General features: G+C 42.4%; 13 protein-coding genes. 4 read left to right on the top strand and 9 right to left on the bottom strand.

Going from position 1 to position 19,887, the window contains the following annotated elements; all coding sequences use genetic code 11:
* Positions 1-245: 245 nt before the first annotated feature.
* The 3 genes from MB09_RS07195 to MB09_RS07185 are packed head-to-tail and all read left to right on the top strand — an operon-like array spanning position 246 to position 5,607.
* Entirely contained in the window at positions 246-2,741 is a 2,496-nt protein-coding gene (locus MB09_RS07195) for a gliding motility-associated C-terminal domain-containing protein (protein ID WP_045080234.1), read from the top strand.
* A gap of 38 nt (positions 2,742-2,779) precedes the next feature.
* Positions 2,780-3,697, top strand: coding sequence for a PorP/SprF family type IX secretion system membrane protein (locus MB09_RS07190; RefSeq protein ID WP_045080233.1), 918 nt, complete (start codon positions 2,780-2,782; stop codon positions 3,695-3,697).
* 23 nt (positions 3,698-3,720) lie between these two features.
* On the top strand, positions 3,721-5,607 hold the full coding sequence (locus MB09_RS07185; RefSeq protein WP_045080232.1) for an OmpA family protein: 1,887 nt from the start codon (positions 3,721-3,723) through the stop codon (positions 5,605-5,607).
* 539 nt (positions 5,608-6,146) lie between these two features.
* Here MB09_RS07185 and MB09_RS07180 read toward each other — a convergent pair.
* Positions 6,147-7,544, bottom strand: a complete 1,398-nt coding sequence (locus tag MB09_RS07180) for a DUF5689 domain-containing protein (RefSeq protein WP_045080231.1) — start codon at positions 7,542-7,544, stop codon at positions 6,147-6,149.
* Positions 7,545-7,575: 31 nt separating this feature from the next.
* A complete protein-coding gene (locus MB09_RS07175) occupies positions 7,576-10,362 on the bottom strand; it encodes a TonB-dependent receptor (protein WP_045080536.1) in 2,787 nt (928 codons plus the stop codon).
* A gap of 133 nt (positions 10,363-10,495) precedes the next feature.
* Between MB09_RS07175 and MB09_RS07170 the strand changes: the two genes are divergently transcribed.
* Positions 10,496-11,542 carry an endonuclease/exonuclease/phosphatase family protein gene (locus MB09_RS07170; protein WP_045080230.1) on the top strand — a complete coding sequence of 349 codons (1,047 nt, stop codon included), beginning with the start codon at positions 10,496-10,498 and terminating at the stop codon, positions 11,540-11,542.
* A gap of 73 nt (positions 11,543-11,615) precedes the next feature.
* Here MB09_RS07170 and MB09_RS07165 read toward each other — a convergent pair whose 3' ends face one another.
* The 7 genes from MB09_RS07165 to MB09_RS07135 form a co-directional block, all read right to left on the bottom strand.
* On the bottom strand, positions 11,616-12,056 hold the full coding sequence (locus tag MB09_RS07165; RefSeq protein ID WP_045080229.1) for a COX15/CtaA family protein: 441 nt from the start codon (positions 12,054-12,056) through the stop codon (positions 11,616-11,618).
* A 97-nt stretch (positions 12,057-12,153) separates the two neighbouring features.
* A complete protein-coding gene (locus MB09_RS07160) occupies positions 12,154-14,793 on the bottom strand; it encodes a TonB-dependent receptor (protein ID WP_045080228.1) in 2,640 nt (879 codons plus the stop codon).
* A gap of 186 nt (positions 14,794-14,979) precedes the next feature.
* A complete protein-coding gene (locus MB09_RS07155) occupies positions 14,980-16,200 on the bottom strand; it encodes a M23 family metallopeptidase (RefSeq protein WP_045080227.1) in 1,221 nt (406 codons plus the stop codon).
* A 29-nt stretch (positions 16,201-16,229) separates the two neighbouring features.
* A complete protein-coding gene (locus MB09_RS07150; protein ID WP_045080226.1) occupies positions 16,230-17,003 on the bottom strand; it encodes a DUF3108 domain-containing protein in 774 nt (257 codons plus the stop codon).
* A 146-nt stretch (positions 17,004-17,149) separates the two neighbouring features.
* Positions 17,150-18,310 carry a 4-hydroxyphenylpyruvate dioxygenase gene (gene hppD, locus MB09_RS07145; protein ID WP_045080225.1) on the bottom strand — a complete coding sequence of 387 codons (1,161 nt, stop codon included), beginning with the start codon at positions 18,308-18,310 and terminating at the stop codon, positions 17,150-17,152.
* A 28-nt stretch (positions 18,311-18,338) separates the two neighbouring features.
* Positions 18,339-18,572 carry a DUF2442 domain-containing protein gene (locus MB09_RS07140; protein ID WP_045080535.1) on the bottom strand — a complete coding sequence of 78 codons (234 nt, stop codon included), beginning with the start codon at positions 18,570-18,572 and terminating at the stop codon, positions 18,339-18,341.
* A gap of 82 nt (positions 18,573-18,654) precedes the next feature.
* Positions 18,655-19,815 carry a homogentisate 1,2-dioxygenase gene (locus MB09_RS07135; protein WP_045080224.1) on the bottom strand — a complete coding sequence of 387 codons (1,161 nt, stop codon included), beginning with the start codon at positions 19,813-19,815 and terminating at the stop codon, positions 18,655-18,657.
* Positions 19,816-19,887 lie beyond the last annotated feature (72 nt).

The following is a 19,887-nucleotide window of genomic DNA, read 5'->3' as shown; positions in this document are numbered from 1 at the left end:
AATTCTGAATTACTGAATTTATTTTGGGCCAGAAATTTCTTTTTCCGATTGAGCACAAAGGTACAAAACACAAGGCTAGACTTCTGTGTACCTTATGAGCAATTTAAGATTCAATTTTCTTCTCATGCACCATTAAAAAAAACGCGATTAAAATGGAAAGGTTATTCCTTAGAAAATTCATATATTTCGCTGTTAAAAAAAGTTAACCATAATTACGTATTTAATAACCACCAATATAAAACTTTATGAATAAAAAATTACCTCTCTATTTACAAAGTTGCCGCCATTATTTTCGAGTCAACTTTAATCGAAATGCCCTCCTATTCATTAGTTTCATAACACTTTCCTTTACTGCCGTTGCGCAGGGGCCAGGCTGCCCTAACGTATATGCGGGGGAAGATGTGGAACTGGATTGCGGCACGCCTTGTACCGATCTTACTGCAAGTTTTTTGAATACAGGTGAGACGACTAGTTATGATGTATCGTCAATACCTTACGATCCTCCTTTCCCTTTTACGGGCGGAACATCCGTTTCCGTAAATACAGATGATGTGTGGTCGCCAGCAATTCAGTTGCCTTTTGACTTCTGCTTTTTTGGAGAAACCTATACCGAAATGGTTATTGGATCGAACGCCGTAGTTTCCTTCGACTTAGTAAATAATCCGCCAAACGGCTATTGCAGTTGGTCTTTTGATGAGTCCGTACCAGACCCCAACCTCTTTTTTACTGCTATTTTCGGTCCCTATATGGACGTGGATCCATCCGTAAGTGGCTCCGGACAGATAAACTGGGCCGTATTCGGGGAAGCTCCCTGCCGGACTATGGTGGTTAACTTTCCTGGAATTCCGTATTTTTCCAGTTCTTGCAATCAATATGAGTTAACTTCTCAAATAGTAATTTATGAAACCACAAATGTGGTGGAAATTTATGTTGAAGAGCGCACAGATGCTTGTTCTAATTGGAACGACGGAAATGCCGTTATTGGAATTCAAAATCAGGATGGAACCCAAGGATATACTCCCCCAAATAGAAACACCGGCAATTGGAGCGCTACAGAAGAAGCATGGCGTTTCACACCAAACGGCACATCTAATGTTGTGTTTTCGTGGCTTGATGATACAGGAACTGTTATAAGCAACGACCCAACCATAACCGTTTGCCCTACTGACCCGTCCACAACCTACACCGCCCAGGCAGTTTACACCAATTGCAATGGTGATGTAATTACGGAAATAGATGAGGTAACCGTTACCTCAATCGGTTCATTTCTAGTGGATCTTGGTGAAGACCAAGAACTGTGCGAGCAATCTAATTATGAGATTACAGCCGTACTTACTGGTGCAGATCCTGCAGATGCAACCTTCCTCTGGAACACGGGCGAGACTACCCAGTCAATAACCGTTAGCGCCTCTGGAACCTATACCGTGGAGGTTACTGTTGGTAGTTGTACCGTAACCCAATCTGTAACCATAAACTTTAACGATCGACCGTTGATTGATTTGGGCCAAGATATTTCCACCTGTTTCTTTGAACCTGTAATTCTCGATGCTAGTCCGTCTAACTACGACACTACCGAAGTTACTTTTATTTGGAGCCTTGATGGAACCATTTTGACAAACGAAACAAATGCAACACTTACGGTCACACAATACGGCACCTATAGTGTAACGGTATCCAAAAATGGTTGTGAAGCTACCGATACTGTAGTAGTAGGGCCACAAACCTTACAAATTACTTTAGGTGATGACTTTACGAGTTGTTTTAACGAGGAAGTAATTCTTGTTTCCGAAGCTATTGATTTTGATCCTACCTTAGCTACATACGAATGGGCTCTAAATGGAACTACAATTGCTGGAGAAACACAGTCTACGCTAACCATTACTGAAACTGGAACCTATACGGTTACCGCTTTTATTGGAGAGTGTATGGCTACAGACACTATAGTTGTGTCCTTAGGCAATGTTGCAATCGATCTTGGCGACGATTTCCAAACCTGCTTTGATCAGCCTGTAATATTGGATGCATCTCCTAGTAATTACAATCCAGAAGATGCCACCTATCAGTGGAGTTTGAACGGCACAATCTTGGCCGAAGAAAGTGCTACTTTAACCATCACTGAAATAGGAACCTATAGCGTAACCGTCTCAATAGGAAGTTGTTCCTCAACAGACGAAGTTACCGTATCCTTCCGGGATGATCTTGAAGTGAATTTGGAAGAAGACTTCCAGATATGCGCTAATGAGCCAAGAATACTTACCGCCGCTACGGCCGAGGAAGGAGCTTCCTTCCAATGGTTCTTGAATGGTTCTATTTTAACTGACGAAACTGCAAACACACTGGAAATTAATCTGGAGCCTGGAACAATGGGAATACAGACATATAGCGTAGTGATAACCGTAGGCGGCTGTTCCGGAACCGAGTCCGTTGACGTTTCACTCTACCCAATCGGAAATTGCGTAATTAGTCAAGGACTTTCTCCAAATGGCGATGGTTTTAATGACACATTGGACCTTACCTTCCTTAAGGATAGATCGGGAATCAATAAACTTCAAATCTTCAATAGATTGGGAACTATGGTTTTTGAACAGAACAATTATACCAACGAGTGGAGAGGCCAAACCAATGATGGTGAAGACCTTCCTACCGGGACGTATTTCTACGTAATTGACCTTGCCGGAAATGATGCGGTTTATGGCTCACAGGCCACAGGCTGGATCTATCTTAACCAAGAGGCTAACTAAAAACCATTAAATACTTTTTAACTACCAAATAGATAAAAATGAAAAAACATATATATATCCTAATTGTATTGATGGCAGGGTTGCTCTTTCAGAAAACACAAGCGCAGCAGGACCCCCAATACACCCAGTACATGTACAATATGAACGTGGTGAACCCAGCCTATGCGGGCTCCAAGGAAAGTCTTTCACTCACCGCACTTTACAGAAACCAATGGTCGGGAATGGACGATAACCCAGTTACCTTCACCTTTTCGGCACATTCGCCCATTAGCGATAAAATAGGTCTGGGCCTTTCCGCCATAAAAGACGAGTTGGGTCCCGTAAGTGAGACGAATGTATATGCAGACTTCTCCTACACCCTGCAATTGGGCAGCACCGTAAAACTTGCCTTGGGTCTAAAAGCCGGGGCCACCTTTCACGAGGTGGGCCTAAGCGGTCTGGAACTCCAGGATCCAAATGACCCTTTCTTTTCAGAAGATATAAATAACACCTACCCAAATATCGGGGCAGGTGCTTTTCTGTACGGCGATAAGTTTTACGTAGGATTTTCGGTTCCTAATATGCTGAAATCCGTTCATCTTGATGAAAACGGAATCAAGTACGGTTCCGAGACCAACCATTACTTCGCCACCGCAGGATATGTCTTCCAAGTTTCGGATAACTTTAAGTTGAAGCCTTCCGTGATGGTGAAATCTGCCTTTGACGCTCCCGTTTCCTACGATGGAAACCTGAACGCGCTGTTCTATGATAAATTTGAACTTGGAGCATCCTACAGATTGGACGATTCCTTTAGCGGCTTGGTTGGGTTCCAGATTACCCCAAACATCCGCGTAGGCTATGCTTATGACCACGTAACCTCCGACCTTAAAACAGTAGGCCCGGCCTCACACGAAGTGGTGCTGACCTTCGATCTGTTCTTTAAGCCGCGCGTTTTACGTTCACCAAGATTCTTCTAATAACCAAACAAATTTCATTTAAGATGAACAAGATATATACAATCCTTTTACTCATAGCGGTAAGCAGCACAATGGCTTTCGCACAAAACAGTAAAACAAAAAAGGCCGATCAGTATTACGACCGCCTGCAATATACCGATGCCGCTGAAGCCTATCAGAAATTGCTGAATAAGGGCGAGGGCAGCACCTACGTGTTTACCCGTCTGGGCAACAGCTATTACTTTATTAACGATACCAAAAAGGCCGAAACCTATTACAAACGCGTGGTAAAACGCAAAGATGTAGCTGCCGAAACGGTTTATAACTATGCCCAATCGTTAAAGGCAAACGGCAAGTTTGCCGATTACAATACCTATATGAAGCAGTTTGCCGAAATGAAACCGAACGATTCCAGAGCGGTAGCGTTTATGAAAAACCCTGACTATCTACCGGAAATTATTGACGAAAACGCCCAGAAATATGCGGCCACAAACCTCGACGCCCTTAACTCAAAGTACTCCGATTTTGGGGGTACCGTAGTGGGCAGCGATTTCTATTTTACTTCTGCGAGAAATACTTCCCGCAAAAAGTACGGCTGGAACGAAGAACCTTTTTTGGATATTTACATGGCTTCCGTGGTAGGTGGAACGGTTAAAGGCGAATCGCTTTTGAAGGGAGACGTAAACACCAAATACCACGAGAGTACCCTAGCCATTACCGCAGACGGTAAGCGCATGTATTTTGACCGAAACGATTACTACAACGGCAAGTATAAAAAGAGCGAAGAGGGCATCAACGAGCTGAACATTTACTACGCCGAAAACGTTAACGGCGAGTGGAAGGACGTTAAGCCAGTGCCATTTAACGACCGCGAATATTCCACCAGCCACCCGGCTCTTAGCCCAGACGGCAGCACGCTTTACTTTACAAGCGACCGCCCCGGCGGCAAAGGCCAGGCAGACATTTATAAAGTATCCATTTCAAAAGACGGTACTTTCGGCACGCCCGTAAACCTTGGTGACAATATCAACACGGAAGGCAAGGAAGGTTTCCCCTTTGTAGATTCCAATGGTACCCTATACTTTAGTAGCGATGCGCACTTGGGTATGGGCGGACTGGACGTTTTTGCCGCAGCGGCCAACGGCGATGGTTTTGGAGAAGTAAGAAATTTGGGTCTGGGCGTAAACAGTAGCGACGACGATTTCGCATTTGTTTATTATCCAGCAACCGAGGAAGGTTACGTATCATCTAACAGAAAGGGGGGGAAGGGTAGCGACGATATCTACAAAATACAGAAAATGCAATCCTGCGAATTGCTAGCCCTGGTAGTCGATGCCGAGACTGGCGCAGCGCTTTCTGGCGCCAGAGTGGATCTTTTTGACAGCAAGGAGAATAAGCTGAAAAGCCAAACCACCGATACCAATGGAAAAGCCACCATTGCAGTGGCCTGCAACCAAGCGCACGTACTACAGGCTTTTATGGATGGGTATGAAAGCAATGCCGAAACTATTGCTGCACAGCGCAGTGGCGAGAAAAACGTACGTATTGCCCTGCGACCCATTGACCAGATCGTGGAAGGCGAAATGGTAAAACTGAACCCGATCCTCTTCGACTTTGACAAGCACAACATCAAGCCACAGGCTGCTTTTGAACTTGACAAGCTGGTAGAATTAATGAAGAAAAACCCGGATATGGTAATTAAGGTAGAGGGCCATACCGACAACCGTGGTAGCGATGCCTACAATATGGACCTTTCAGATAGACGTGCCAAAAGTACGGTACAATACGTCATCTCCAAAGGAATTGCCAAGGACCGTATAAGCGGCCAAGGATTTGGCGAAAGCCGTCCCGCTGCGGATTGCGGATCAACCTGTACCGAAGCTCAACATCAACAGAACAGACGTTCAGACTTTATTGTGGTGAAGAAATAAACAAAACTTTATATTGATATTAACTGGTAGCCAACCAGAAAAAGAGCCCCTGCCATTTCCGTTATGGAATGTGGCGGGGGTTTTCTTTTGGGTAAATTGAAAGCTGTGAGTTGTGTAAAATTTCTACTTTAACAGTGTAATGAGGCAATCGATCGATAGCGAAGAACTTGAATATTAAATGCCTTTTTAGAGATTTCAGAGCTGCTACTATTTAAATTTTTTGGTCGGATTGATAGGCGAAATTCGAATGAATTAATTTTGTAGGAAAAAAGGGCTATTTTCTTACGTTTTAATGACTTTGCTATGGCTTTGCTATGGCTTTGCTATGGAGTATCCTTGGCTTGGTTATTTTTGTGACCCGTCCTTGACCCGTCCTAAAATAACTATACAGGTTAAAGAATAAATCCTGATATAGTTATACAAGTTTTAACGACCGTCCTAGGGGAGGATTATAGCTTATAAATCAGTTCCAATATATCTCAAAAAAAAGCTGCAAGTAAAAGTTTACTTGCAGCTCTATATAATTTTATTATTAATCCCTATTCCACTACAGAAACATTATCTATTTGGTAGGTTGTGGTAGTACCGTTGGACGCGCCTTCATATTGGTAAGCAATATAAACCACTTGGCCGGCGTATGCCGAAAGGTCCACGTCGCCTGAAGGGGTAAACTCGTCGCCATAACCACTGGAGTTTCCGCTGGAAATGGTAGCGCTAAGGTTGGTCCAGGTAGCGGTGGTAACATCGCCGGTAAAATCTGTTGAGACCTTTACGGTAAGTGCCGCGCCGTTGTTAAACCCGTCGTTGGTTTCAAAAGAAAGGGTTGGGCTAGAGCCACTTGGCAAAATAAGCCCGGGGGTAACCAACCACACTTCATACGGATTCTCGTTTGAGTTGTAGGCAGAAGTCTGGGCGTATTGATTGTTGTCGAACGCTCTTACTTCCCATTGTCTGGTTCCGCCATTTACGTTTACGTTAGTCCATCCCGCAATATTAACGCTGGCGCCAGTACCTGAATTTTGAGATTCAAAATCCTGGGTAAAAGGAAGCTCAAGTGCATCTATGGGCCCGCCATTGCCGCAACGTTCGCCGGTCATATCCACATCATTAGTATCACGGATAAACACTTGGAAATCGTCGTTGAAAACACTTAAAATAGCTGTTAAGCTACCATTGCCCTCGGGAAGGGTAAGGTTTTTGAAATCTGCAAATCCACTTGTTCTAAGAATGATTGAGTTGCCTTCACAGTTCTCCACATTTCTGTTCACCCCGAATGTATTATTCAAATTTCCGTAGGATTCCACACCGGCCACGCCATTGGGGAATTGAACATCCTGAAACTGGATTAATGTACTCAAATATGGATTTAAGTATGGATCATTATCTGGCGCAATCTGGGCTTCAGTAATAGAGATAACTTTAGGCACTAAGTCTACGCTTTCAAGGGAACGATAAATGCGCGACTCAAAATCTTCAATTTCCATACGGCCAATCTCGTCACCATTTTGTGTTCCCAAGGTGGGCAAGCCTGCGTATAGCCCAATGTACAAACCATCTACACGGAAGTAGATCTTACGGCCTGGCTCATATTTGGTATAAAGGTCTGTGGCGTTGGTAGAAATGGAAATTCCAGCAGTGGGATTTTCCGGCTTATCCTGAATGATAAGTTGCTTGTAGTAATTGCCAGACTCATCGCTTGAAACTACATAGCCCTCAATAAACATCTCTGTCTGTGAACCATCGCCCGCTTCAACAATCTTAGGCTCAAAGCCTCCGTAGATAGCCTTAACCGCGCCTATGCTTGAATTTACGTTTATGTTGGGTTCTTCCAGGTTAATTTCAGGAATGTTATAATCATCATCCTGCACACAGGAAGTAGCAATTATTCCTAAGAAGAATAGGAATGGTAAAAGTTTTATGTTCTTTAAATTTTTCATCTGTATATAAATTTAATGCTTTTTTTCTTAATTAAAATCTAACGTAAAGGTTTAAATAATAGGTTGTTCCATAGCCATACCAGTATTTTGAACCAAATACGGGAGTGTCATTTTGTGCGTCATCACGAAGCGCCCTAAAGTTTCCGTTTCTACCCTGTTCAAACCCGCCGGTTTTATACTGCTTGTCCAAAATGTTGTTTACCGTTGCAAAGAAGCCTACATAGTAATCCTTAATTTTCCATGATTTCCCGCCTACAACGTTTACCAGCATATAGTCATCGAATTTCTCTTGTTTCAGCAACTCCCTTGCTACGGCCGGATCGTAATCGTTAAAGGGCATACCATCACTAGGGTCTGTGTAGAAATTAGCAGTTCGGGTAATTGGCGAAATATCAATATAGGCATTGTTAAAATAATTGGTAGTTGCGCCTACCCACCAGAAATCTGGATCGCGATACTCAAAACCTATCTGGTACGCCTGTTGCGGACCTCCGGCAATTTTATAATCCTTTAATGACGATGGCCCGTAGTATTCATAAGCACTTTTGAAATCGTCTGAGGTTAAATACAGCTCCGGATTATTGTCATAAGTGTTCTGTCCATAAGCGGCGGCTCCCTTTAACTTGATGGTTGGAGTAATTTGAGCTTCTATCCCCAATTCGGCACCAATATTCTTCTTATCTATTCCAGTGAGTATTTCCTGTACGAATGCGTTATCGCTTCCATCGTTTTGAGTACCACCACGCGCGTAAACCCCATCTAAATAATAGAAGGAAATTTCAGTAGCATCCTGCATTAAGGTGTAATATCCGGTTAAACGTGCCTTAACAATTGGTGAGCGGAAAATATAGCTTCCGTCCACGCTTATATTCTTCTCAGTGTTTAGGATGTCTCTTTCCAAGCTAAGATCGTTAACTGTGGCGTTGTTCTGGCGTGAGTTTGAAAATGAATTGCGCAGGGTAGGGGCATCGGTAAAGTATGCTGTATTAACCTCAAAAGCGTGTCTACCTGTTAACTTGTACGTAGCTCCTGCCTTACCTCCGTAGGTTGTAAAGTCCAGTTTCTCACTTTCTCCGAAAGAATTATCCGGGAAATTACCATTTCGGTATAGACCATTTCGTTGATAAGAAGTTTGGCCCACTTTACCTGCTAAATAAAAATCTACTTTTGAATATGAAAACTGGGCTTGGGCGAAACCGCTATAGTCACTCGCATCCAATTCATAATGATATTTGAACATATCGTCCTCGCCCACAACACGGTTTGGGTTGTTCAAGTCGTTTTGTGCCGCATCGCCAAGAGAAAAACTATCCACATCCAGGTATCCGTTACCACCCAACAAATCAATCATATTTGCAAAATTGTCGGATTTAAGGTTTCGGTAATTCAAGGAAGCGGTAATATCTATATGGTCAGTAATCTGCGAATTCAAAATAGTGTTCGCGGAAAGTTGCTTGTCGTCATTTCTATCTTCGTATAAATAGTAACGCGATGTACCGCCATAGAAAATGTTTGTTTCATAAATATTCTGCCAGTCTATTTGCCCATCATTCACAAATTCTGAATAGGCTTGGTAGGCCCCGCCGTAATTTGGTCCGTTGGGATCTGCCAAAAAGAAACTGGGCAGTTTTTGATAGTAAGTAGGGTCTGGGTTAGGAGCATTGTCATATCCCAAACGGCTGTTTCCTGTTTTTCCGAATTGATAACCTACATTGGTATTAAGCTGCGTTTTTTCTGAAATATCCCAGAAATGGTTTAGCATAATTACGGGCTCTTCAACCTCTTTAATACGCGAGTTGCGAATTTCACCATCCTGCTCTCCCCAATAGGCATTGTAGCGTGTTCCCTTTAAATCGTAAACTTCTTGCGTATTGGGTGATGATTTTCCTCTACGGTTAGGCGTGTAGAATGCGGTAAGGTTTAAACTGTGCGCATCGTTAAGCTTTTTTTCAACCGAGGCAAAAAACGAATTGGCGTCATAAAGACTTCCGTCGTTATATCCTTCTTCCCCAAAACGTCTGGCCAGCAAAACCGAATATGCCCATCCGCTGGGAAGCAAACCACTGTTATAGGAGCCCATAACCCGGCCGCGATAGCTTCGGTTGCTGGTGGCATAAGAAAGACGCCCACCTTTGCGATATTGGGAGGCTCTCATTATAATGTTTGTAGTTCCAGCAAGATGCCCGAAGTTGAACTCGTTTGCCGAAGTACCCATAGAGAACATCTGGTTTCGCTGCACATCATTTAGACCGCCCCAGTTGGACCATTGTGGTCTTCCGTTGTAGAGTTTGTTCATCTCCAGACCGTTGATAAGTACTTTTCCATCTTCGGAATCGTAGCCTCTTGGTCGGAAAAAAGTAGCGCTAAAGTCATACGACGCCGCATTAAGAAAAACATCCTTAGAAGCTTGCAATAGGCCCGAAACGTTATAGGCGGTGCCATCGTCTTCGTCCAATTGGTCATCGGAAAGACTGATTACGCCTATTTGCGCTTCTACCTCTGTAAGATCAACTTCCATCAAGATAGACTCCAGGGTTACGGGAGCAGTGTTCTGTATGGTAACAGGAATCCTTAGCGTAAGGTAGCCTGGTTTAGACAGCTCCAAGACCTGCTCACCCTGTGGAAGATTTTTCTGCGAAAAAGAAAAAGTTCCTTCAGCATTGGTGGCGGTGCTGAAAATACTGTTTACGAGGTTAACCTGCACGTCCGGGATCGGTTCGCTGGAATTGGTGTCGAGCACACTACCAGTAATTACGGCTTCTTGGGCAAATAATGAAAAGCCTGAAAAAACCAATAAAGTAAAAATGAATTTGTTCATTCTAAGATTTAAAGTTTGAATATTAAGAATAGCTTTAAAATAGGGTGCAAAAATAAATTTTTTAAATGAAATAACTACTTTTGGCCCTATTAATGAATAAAACTTTATAAACACGTAACTTTTAAATAACATTATGAAATTACCCCATTGGTTTTTCTCTTTTACCCTGCTTATATGTGCGGTCTCTTTTGGCCAGAACGAGAAGCAGTACAAAGTAACAACAATAGCCTTTTACAACGTTGAGAACCTTTTTGACTACGAAGACGATCCACTAATTTTTGACGATGACCGTACCCCAGAGGGAAAGGATCATTGGACCCAAGAAATTTACGAAGCAAAATTGGCCAATATGGCCAAAGTTATTTCAGAGATTGGTGAGGACGTTACTGGAACTTCCCCTACGATTATTGGCCTCAGCGAAATTGAAAACCGCCGTGTGCTCGAGGACCTTTTAAACCAGGCCCCCTTGGTATCCAAAGATTACGGCATTGTACATTTTGACAGTCCCGACCGCCGCGGGATCGATGTGGCGCTACTATATCAGAAAAAATTATTTACTCCCACCAATTATAAAGCCTACGAGCTGTTGCTTTATGATGACGAGGATCGCAGCAAGCGAATTTATACCAGAGACCAACTCTTGGTAAGCGGCATGCTGGATGGCGAAAAGATACATGTAATCGTGAACCACTGGCCTTCGCGCAGTGGCGGCGAAGCCCGGAGCAGGCCAAAGCGCATAAAGGCTGCAGAACTCAATAGGCATATCATGGATTCGTTGTTCAGTGAGGACCCGTACGCCAAAATAATTACCATGGGCGATTTGAATGATGACCCCACAAACCAAAGCGTTAAGGACATTTTAAAGGCCAAAAGTGAACGTGAGGATATGAAACTGAAAGAGTTGTACAATCCTATGGAGGATATGTTCAAAAAAGGATTGGGCACCTTGGCGTATAGGGATGGCTGGAACCTTTTTGATCAAATTATTATCTCTACCGAACTGACAAAAAAGGAGTACTCCAGCTATCGTTTTTACAAGGCAGGCATTTTCAATAAAAACTATCTTGCCACCCCACGTGGACAGTACAAAGGCTATCCGTTTCGAAGTTTTGTGAATGGATACACCGGTGGTTATAGTGATCACTTTCCGGTGTTTATTTATTTGATAAAAGAAAAATAGACTGCCATTTCAAAAAAAGGAGGCGCGCAATTAATTGCGCGCCTCCTTTTTTATTTACGAATACAAGTCTTTCTTAAAACCAATCGTTCCACGGTATTCTGCTTAGCATTAAAACCAAAGCAATGGTATAGAAAATTGCAAGGGTTTTAAACTTGCCGCTGGAGAGCAGCTTCTTTTTGTGTTTTGAATAGCCAATAGTTATAAATACCACGGTCAAAATCATAATCAATGGATGTTCTACGGCATACAGACGTGCGGTGGAATCTTTCATTACAACGCCCATTCCCGAGTTGGTGATATTCTGTAAACCTAAAGGTGATACAAAATAAAGCACGAGCCCAATGAGCAATTGGATATGGGTTACGATAAGTGCAAAAAGCGAAATTCTAAAATCCTTTGCCCCGTATTCTCTTTTTGAGAAAAATCCCGCCAGTGCATTGAACGTTGCGAGCAACACGATAAGCAGCACTAAATAGGCCCAATAGGAATGAATAAATTGAATAGTTGTGTACATAGATCATTATTTTTTTGAAGTGTCCCAAATATAAGGTTTTATCTATAAAAAAATGCCCCAAAAGTTCGGGGCATTTTTATAATAATTTACTTATTTCTTAGAAGTCGTAACGGATGCTAGCGTTCCAAGTTCTTCCGTTGCCGTAATAGTAACCGAAGGAATCTTTTTGGCTCAAATACATCTCGTTTGTAGCGTTGTAGCAATTTGCTCTAAGCGTAATGTCTTGACCGCCGAAATCAAACTTGTAGGTAATTCCGGTATCTAGTACACTGTAGGGCGAAAGACGCTCTGCTTGGTAAACTTCACCTCTTTGGGCAGCTATTACCACATCTTCGGCATCCACAAAACCGTACAGGTCTGTATAGATATTGTAATCTGCATCTACACTAAGACCACCAAAAATGTTGTATTTAAAACCAAATCCAAAAGAAGTTTGAGGAGCGTTTCCGATTTTAGTACCGGTCAAATCCACTGTTCCCTCTTCCAATATCACGTTGGTCTCATTGTCTCTCGTTTGGAAAGGAGTGGTTCCGTCATATTTCCAGTTACCGATGCTTCCGAAAGCTCTAAGCATAAAAGTGCTAGAGTAGCGATATTTCCCTTCAAATTCAAAACCTTTATGAACTTGGGTAATATCGGTAAATCTTTGGTAGCGATCCACTTGGTTTGTAGGATTTGGATCAGATGGATCTGCATCAATAATGCCGCCCTGTAGGTATCTGTTACCCCAAGTAGTATAGTATCCGTTTAAATCTAAGCTGAAATTTCCAGCACGCAGCCTATATCCTGCTTCCACACCCAAAATTTCCTCATTTTCTACTTCCTTATCACCTTCAAGGATGTAATTTGAGTTTCTAATATCAGAGAAGATATTGTCTAGGAAAGGCTGTCTTGAATAGTATCCCGCATTGGCAAAGATTGTATTGTTTTCAATAAAGGTATAGCCCATACCTCCTTTAATGTTATAACCCATCTTATTTACTTTTTCAGACTCACCAAGACCATTAACGCCTTCAACTTCCCTGCCTTCGGCACGGCCTTCTCGCTGGTAGCTTTGGGTAGAAACTGCTCCTTGAACGAATGCTGAGAAATTATCGACTTTGTATTCGGCTTGACCGAAACCACCTATATAGTTTATATTTTCGGAATAGTCATAGTTAAAACGCTGGGCTTCATCTGCAGAATTGAACAACGCTGCCCAAGGGTTTGCCTCAAAAGTTTCACTTATTACATAATCACTGTTTCTGGCATCACCATAACCACGGTTATCCGCATAGCCTTGAAGACCCAAAAGATCGTTCATTTGATACCAGTGGCTTCCTTTGTAGAAACGGGTATCCACACCAAGATTAAAGGTGAAATTATCACTTACGGCACTTTTTAGGTTTGTAAGAAAACCGAACCAGTTGTGATTGTTAACAGACATTCTTCGCACAACAGAACCTTGTCCGAAACTGCCGATGCCGTTTTCGGCACTTGCGATGTTGTTTTCTTCGAGTTGGTCAAAATCTATTTCGCCATTGCTGTTTCGCACCGCATCAATGTTACGTGAGCTACCGGCAGGACCTGTTCCACCACCACGACCGAAGGAAGCGTATGCCACCGAAGATAGGTTGGTGTTTTCGCTTAAGTTCCAATCCCAGTTAAGGTTAACGATAGGTTTGTGGTAGTAGTTTCTTCTAAAGGTAAATCTTTCACCGTTATAGAAGCCTGAGTTGCTGTTATATCGTTTTCCGTAGCGCTCATAATCCTCCAAAGAGTCAGAGAAGTTTTGGTCGTGCCATTGTGGGGCACCGGTCAACAAGAAATTGAAGGAGTGGGTGTCATTTGGCACATAACCGATGCCAATGAAATAGTTCTGTCCCTGACCCGCGGTTCCATCAGAATATTTTCTATGTGCTTGCCAGTGGTCAAACAAAAAGGAATACGCCCATTTGCCTTTTAGACCAGAATCGTAGCTTAATGTTCCTTTGAAATAACTATCGTTACCTGTCATAAAACGTGCAAAGCCACCTTCTTTTCTTCCAGCGGCACGAGACACGATGTTTACAGTTCCTCCAACAGATGAGATGGCCAATTTTGAAGAACCCAGACCACGTTGAACTTGAACTGCATTAGCCACATCAGACATACCAGACCAGTTAGACCAGTACATTTTTCCGTCTTCCATACCATTGATAGGCTGTCCATTCAAAAGGAAGGCAGTATTTGTTTGGTCAAAACCACGCAAGAACATTTGCGAGTCGCCAAAACCTCCGGCTTGGTTGGAAACGTAAACACTTGGAGTACTCTTAACCACTTCTGGAAACTCAACGTTACCAACTGCCTTAGCTTGAATTTCGGCAGCTGAAATAGTGGAAACGGCAATAGGCGTTTGACGGTCCTTTGCCATATCTATAATACCTCTTCCTACAATTACTACCTCTTCTAGCGCATCAGAATCCACTGTAATTTTAACAGTGCCCAAGTTTGCAGTTCCATTTATGGTTTTAAAGGGAACTTTCTCAATAGTGTAGCCAATATACGAGATGGTCAATGTACCTGTTGTAGCGGAAGTTTGCAAAGTGAAATTTCCGTCGAAGTCGGTAATGGCACCATTTGTAGTGCCAGTTTCAACAACATTGGCACCTGCCAAGGGGTCGTTTGATTCAGAATCGATCACCGTACCGGTAACCGTAGTTTGTGCAAAAGCGGCGAAACCGCCCAATAAAAAAACAAGAAATAGAAACTTTCTCATGAATTTGAATTTAGGTTTAAAATTTCGGCAAAAGTACAATCTTATATAATTTCAAACTAATAAAAACGATTAAGAAATCATTAAGAAAAATACCCAAGAATAAAGTTAAAATTTTGAACCTAAAAGCCTGATAAATTGAAAGTTAGTTAATAACAATCTTATTAACATATAATTTTGGAAGAAAAATTAAAATGCGATGCAATCCAATGCCTCCTTCATTGGCCGCAGATTGGCGAAATATTGCTCGTGCAATTCTTTCGGAAGGGGTTGTGAAAATGGTGTATCCTCCTTGAAAGGGTCAACTTCTTTCCCGTTTTTCCAAAAACGGTAGCATACGTGCGGTCCGCTGGTATTTCCGGTCATGCCAATCCAGCCGATTACGTCGCCCTGGCTCACGTGCTGACCAACCTTTACATTCCGGGCTTTCATATGCAGGTACTGGGTTTCATAGGTCCCGTTATGCCTTATTTTTACATAATTTCCGTTACCACCGCGACGCTCAGATTTAGTAACTACACCATCTGCAGTAGCTAGAATGGGTGTGCCGATGGCTGCCGCAAAGTCTGTTCCCCGGTGCGGGCGTAGTTTAAATCCGTAATACTTTATTCTTCGGTTTAAATTATACCTAGACGATATTCTGCTGAATTTTACCGGCGCTTTAAGAAAGGCACGTTTTAAATTGTTTGCGTTTTCGTCATAATATCCTGAGAGCTTTCCCAGAGAATCTGATGAAAATTTAAAGGCGTACAATGGCTTGCCCCTGTGCTCAAAATAAGCTGCCTTTATTTCCTTAAGTCCACCCGGAATGGTATCGTCTATAAACTTTTCGGTATAAATAACTTTAAAGCGATCGCCAGGTTGCAGTTTAAAGAAATTGATGGTCCAGGCATATATATTTGCGAGTTGGTCCGCCATAAAAGGACTCAGGTTCTGTTCCTCCATGGTTGCGGAAAGGGAACTGGTGATTACCCCAGAGGCCTCACGGTCTTCATAGCGCACGGGTTTTTGGCTGTTATAGATAGAAAGCGTGTCCCTAAAATCCACAACTGCATAATCCACTTTATTGGTTTCATAAATGAAAACCTGGGTTTGATTAAGAGAGTCTTTTGAATTTAACAGCACATAAGGTTTACCCACCACGATTTTTCTAACATCAAAACTGTCTCGGAATTTTGTGGCCACCTCCATGATTTTTTCCTGTGATACACCATTGGCGAAAAGTATGTCGCCAAAAGTATCGCCTTTTCGAATGGTATCTCGTATTACGTTAAAATCATTGAGAATGTAACCATATTGCTCGATTATTGGATCTGCTACCGTCTCGGGTTCGGTTATTTCATCTTTGGGTTTTTCGCAGGCAGTAGTGAGCAGGGTAAGGGTGAATACGGCTAAAATTAGTTTCTTCAATGCTGGGGAATTTTCGGTATTATTTATTCTTAGTCAACTAATATTTTAAAAGAATGTTGCAGTCCTTTGAATTCGGTTAGGGTTGCCTTAAGCGACCCCACCGCCAAATCTGCCTTCACAAGCAGTGGAATTTTGTTGTTATCATCACTTATCCAGACTGTTAGGCTTTCCTTTTCCTTAAAAACACGGCCCGATTGTACATAAGGCCTAAAAATCAGAGTTCGGACGCGCCCAAAATTAGTATCTAAAACTTCTTTTCCAAGGAATTTTAACCTGAATTTGTAATTTTCTTTGTCGAAGAACATGTTCATCTCTACCACGTCGCCTGTTTTTATATTTTCGGTGTCCAATTGGTTCCGAAGGTAATAAAAAGCAGAAATCATGTCCTGCGTATCTTCTGGGAACGAAAAGACCGTGGTTTCATTGTGTTTTTTATCGTTTACAGTTGCTTTTTTGGTGTTGTGGTTAAAGTCTATTTCAATATCCTTGGTGTAGCCGCCTTCGTCAATTTTTCGAATAAACTTGTAGGGAATGTCTTTCTCCTTGTCAATGTAGGATTGATAGTCGTCCTCAACCTTAAAAAACCATTTTGAGACCCCGACCGTTTCGCCATAACCCCGTACGTGGAAGACATCCTTGCCTTTTATCGTGGCGCTTTTCACTTTTAAAGTTGCATACCCTGCGGTAACAAAACCGTAATGGACACGGAATTTGAAATATTCGCCATCGCCGTAAGCCCGTTCTTGTGCAGGGAGAAAAAGGATGTTTCCAAAAAGAATTAAAAGCGCAAATAGCTTTTTCATAGATACAGACTTAGGGGTTTTAACGGTTCGGAAATAACAACTATTGTTCCAAAAAGCAAATGGGGGTTTTTGACGGATGACAGAAAACGGATGACAGAAAGTCTAAACTGCTGCCATCCATCTACCATCTACTGTCCTCTATCTTCTCAAAGTGTTCCTCTTTGGGCCTGTTCGCGCTCGATAGATTCAAAGAGTGCCTTAAAGTTTCCGGCCCCAAAACCTTTAGCGCCCATACGCTGTATGATTTCGAAGAAAAGTGTGGGCCTATCTTCCACGGGTTTGGTAAATATTTGGAGCAGATAGCCCTCCTCATCGGCATCTATCATGATGGAAAGTTTTTTCAGCTCATTAATGTCTTCTTTCATCATTTTCATATGGTCTCCCAACCTGCGCGGAATATCATCGTAGTAAGCTTGGGGCGGGGGTGGTAAAAATTCTACGCCGCGCTCCTTCAGCTGGCTAACTGTTTTAATGATATCATCCGTAGCCACTGCTAAATGCTGTACACCGGAGTCTTCATAAAAATCCAAATATTCCTCTATCTGTGATTTCTTTATTCCTTTGGCAGGTTCGTTTATAGGAAATTTTATTCGCCCATTGCCATTGCTCATCACCTTGCTCATCAGCGCCGAATACTCTGTGTGGATCTGCTTATCGTCAAACGAAAGGAAATTTACAAAGCCCATTACATCCTCGTACCATTTTACCCATTTGTTCATTTGGCCCCAGCCTACGTTGCCTACCATGTGGTCTATATATTTCAAGCCTGTAGGGGTTGGGTTATAATCGCTTTTCCATTCGCGGAAACCTGGTAAAAATGTTCCTTTGTAGTTTTTGCGTTCCACAAACATATGTACTGTTTCGCCGTAGGTGTATATCCCGCTGCGCACCACTTCGCCGTGTTCGTCTTTTTCAACGGTGGGTTCCATATAGGGTTTTGCGCCGCGTTTGGTGGTTTCTTCAAAAGCACTTGTGGCATCGTCCACCCAAAGGGCAATTACTTTAACGCCATCGCCGTGTTTTACTATATGGTCGTTTATTGGCGATTTGCTGTTTAAGGGCGTTGTTAAAACAAGCTTTATTTTATCCTGCTTTAGCACATAACTTACCGAATCGCGCGAGAAGGTTTCCAAACCTTTATAGGCGTATGATTGAAAACCAAAGGCGGTTTTATAGAAATGTGCGGACTGTTTTGCATTGCCCACGTAGAATTCTACATAATCGGTGCCCAATAAGGGCAGAAAATCTTCTGCGCCCTCAAATATTTTTTCCAGTCCGTAATCGACTGATTTTACTTCTTTGCTCATAATTTAAGTTTTCAAATATTTTATTAATTTAATTCAGAAGATTCTCAATTAGAATATCTTCATCCAAATCTTTCCAATGGATACCTTCACCATCTCCAATAAAGCGCCAGTTGTTCAATTCATTTTCCGTAGCATCTCTTAACTTCGGAAACCATTCCATAGGAATTGAAAGTTCCCTCCCATCTTCCAAAAATATCTTCATCTTGTGGTTTTCAAAGCTTAAGCTAACGGCATTATTCGATTTAATTATTGAAATACTCATTCCATTTATTTTCAATTAACCGCAAAGGCGCAGAGAACGCAAAGACCACAATCTACTGCTTACTGCAACTGCGACTGCCAACTCATCCCTCCAACCAACTCTGGTAATAGGTACCATCCGAGAGTTTTAAACCATCTTCGGTAACTTGTAACGGTTTAAAAGTATCTACCATAACGGCCAGTTCTTCTGTTTCCGTTTTACCAATACTTCTTTCCGCGGCGCCGGGATGTGGGCCATGGACAATACCGGCAGGGTGAAGCGTGATTTGTCCTGCTTCAATATCGTTTCGGCTCATAAAATCGCCATCTACGTAATATAACACCTCATCGCTATCTATATTGCTGTGGTTGTAAGGCGCCGGAATACTTAGCGGGTGATAATCATATAGCCTAGGCACAAAACTACAGATAACCATGGCATCTGTTTCAAAAGTTTGGTGCACTGGCGGCGGTTGGTGGATTCTTCCGGTGATAGGTTCAAAATCGTGGATTGAAAAGGCGTACGGAAAGTTGTACCCGTCATAACCCACAACATCAAAAGGGTGTGTGGCGTAAACCATTTCAAAAATATCGTCCTGTTTTTTCACCTTTACCAAAAACTCACCTTTTTCATCGTGAGTTTCCAACTCTTGCGGCTTGCGGATGTCGCGTTCACAATAGGGCGAATGCTCCAGCAACTGGCCAAACCAGTTTCTATATCTTTTTGGGGTGTAAATGGGGCGGCGCGATTCAACAATAAAAAGTCGGTTGTCTTCGGTGTCGAAATCTATTTTATAGATAATTCCGCGGGGAATCAATAAATAATCGCCGTATTTAAAATCGAGATTGCCTAAAAAAGTTCGCAGTTTTCCGCTGCCTTTGTGGATGAAAATCAACTCATCGGCGTCAGTGTTTTTATAAAAATAATCTTTTTGCGATTCTTGCGGCGCGGCAAGTATTATGCTACAATCGCTATTGGTGAGTACCGTTTTACGACTGTTGAGATAATCTTTTTCCGGTTTTACATCGAAACCTTTTAGCCGAAGCGATTCCAAATTATTGGCACGTGCAATCTTCGGGGCTACGTTGTATTGCGCTTTTATTTCCTTGACCTGCGTGGGTCTGTGTTCGTGATAAATATTGCTGTACATTCCATCAAAACCCACGGTTCCGAAAAGTTGTTCAGAATAAAGGCTCCCGTCCGGTTTGCGGAACTGCGTATGGCGTTTGGGCGGTATTTTGCCCAGTTTGTGGTAGAAAGGCATCTGTTATTGTTTATTACTTATTTTTATTTTTTATTGATTCTGAAGAATAAGATACGTTAAAATCAAGCTTCC

It is taken from the genome of Aequorivita vladivostokensis, from assembly GCF_000952855.1.
Taxonomy (GTDB): Bacteria; Bacteroidota; Bacteroidia; order Flavobacteriales; family Flavobacteriaceae; genus Aequorivita; species Aequorivita vladivostokensis.
This window is presented reverse-complemented; position numbering and strand designations above follow the sequence as displayed.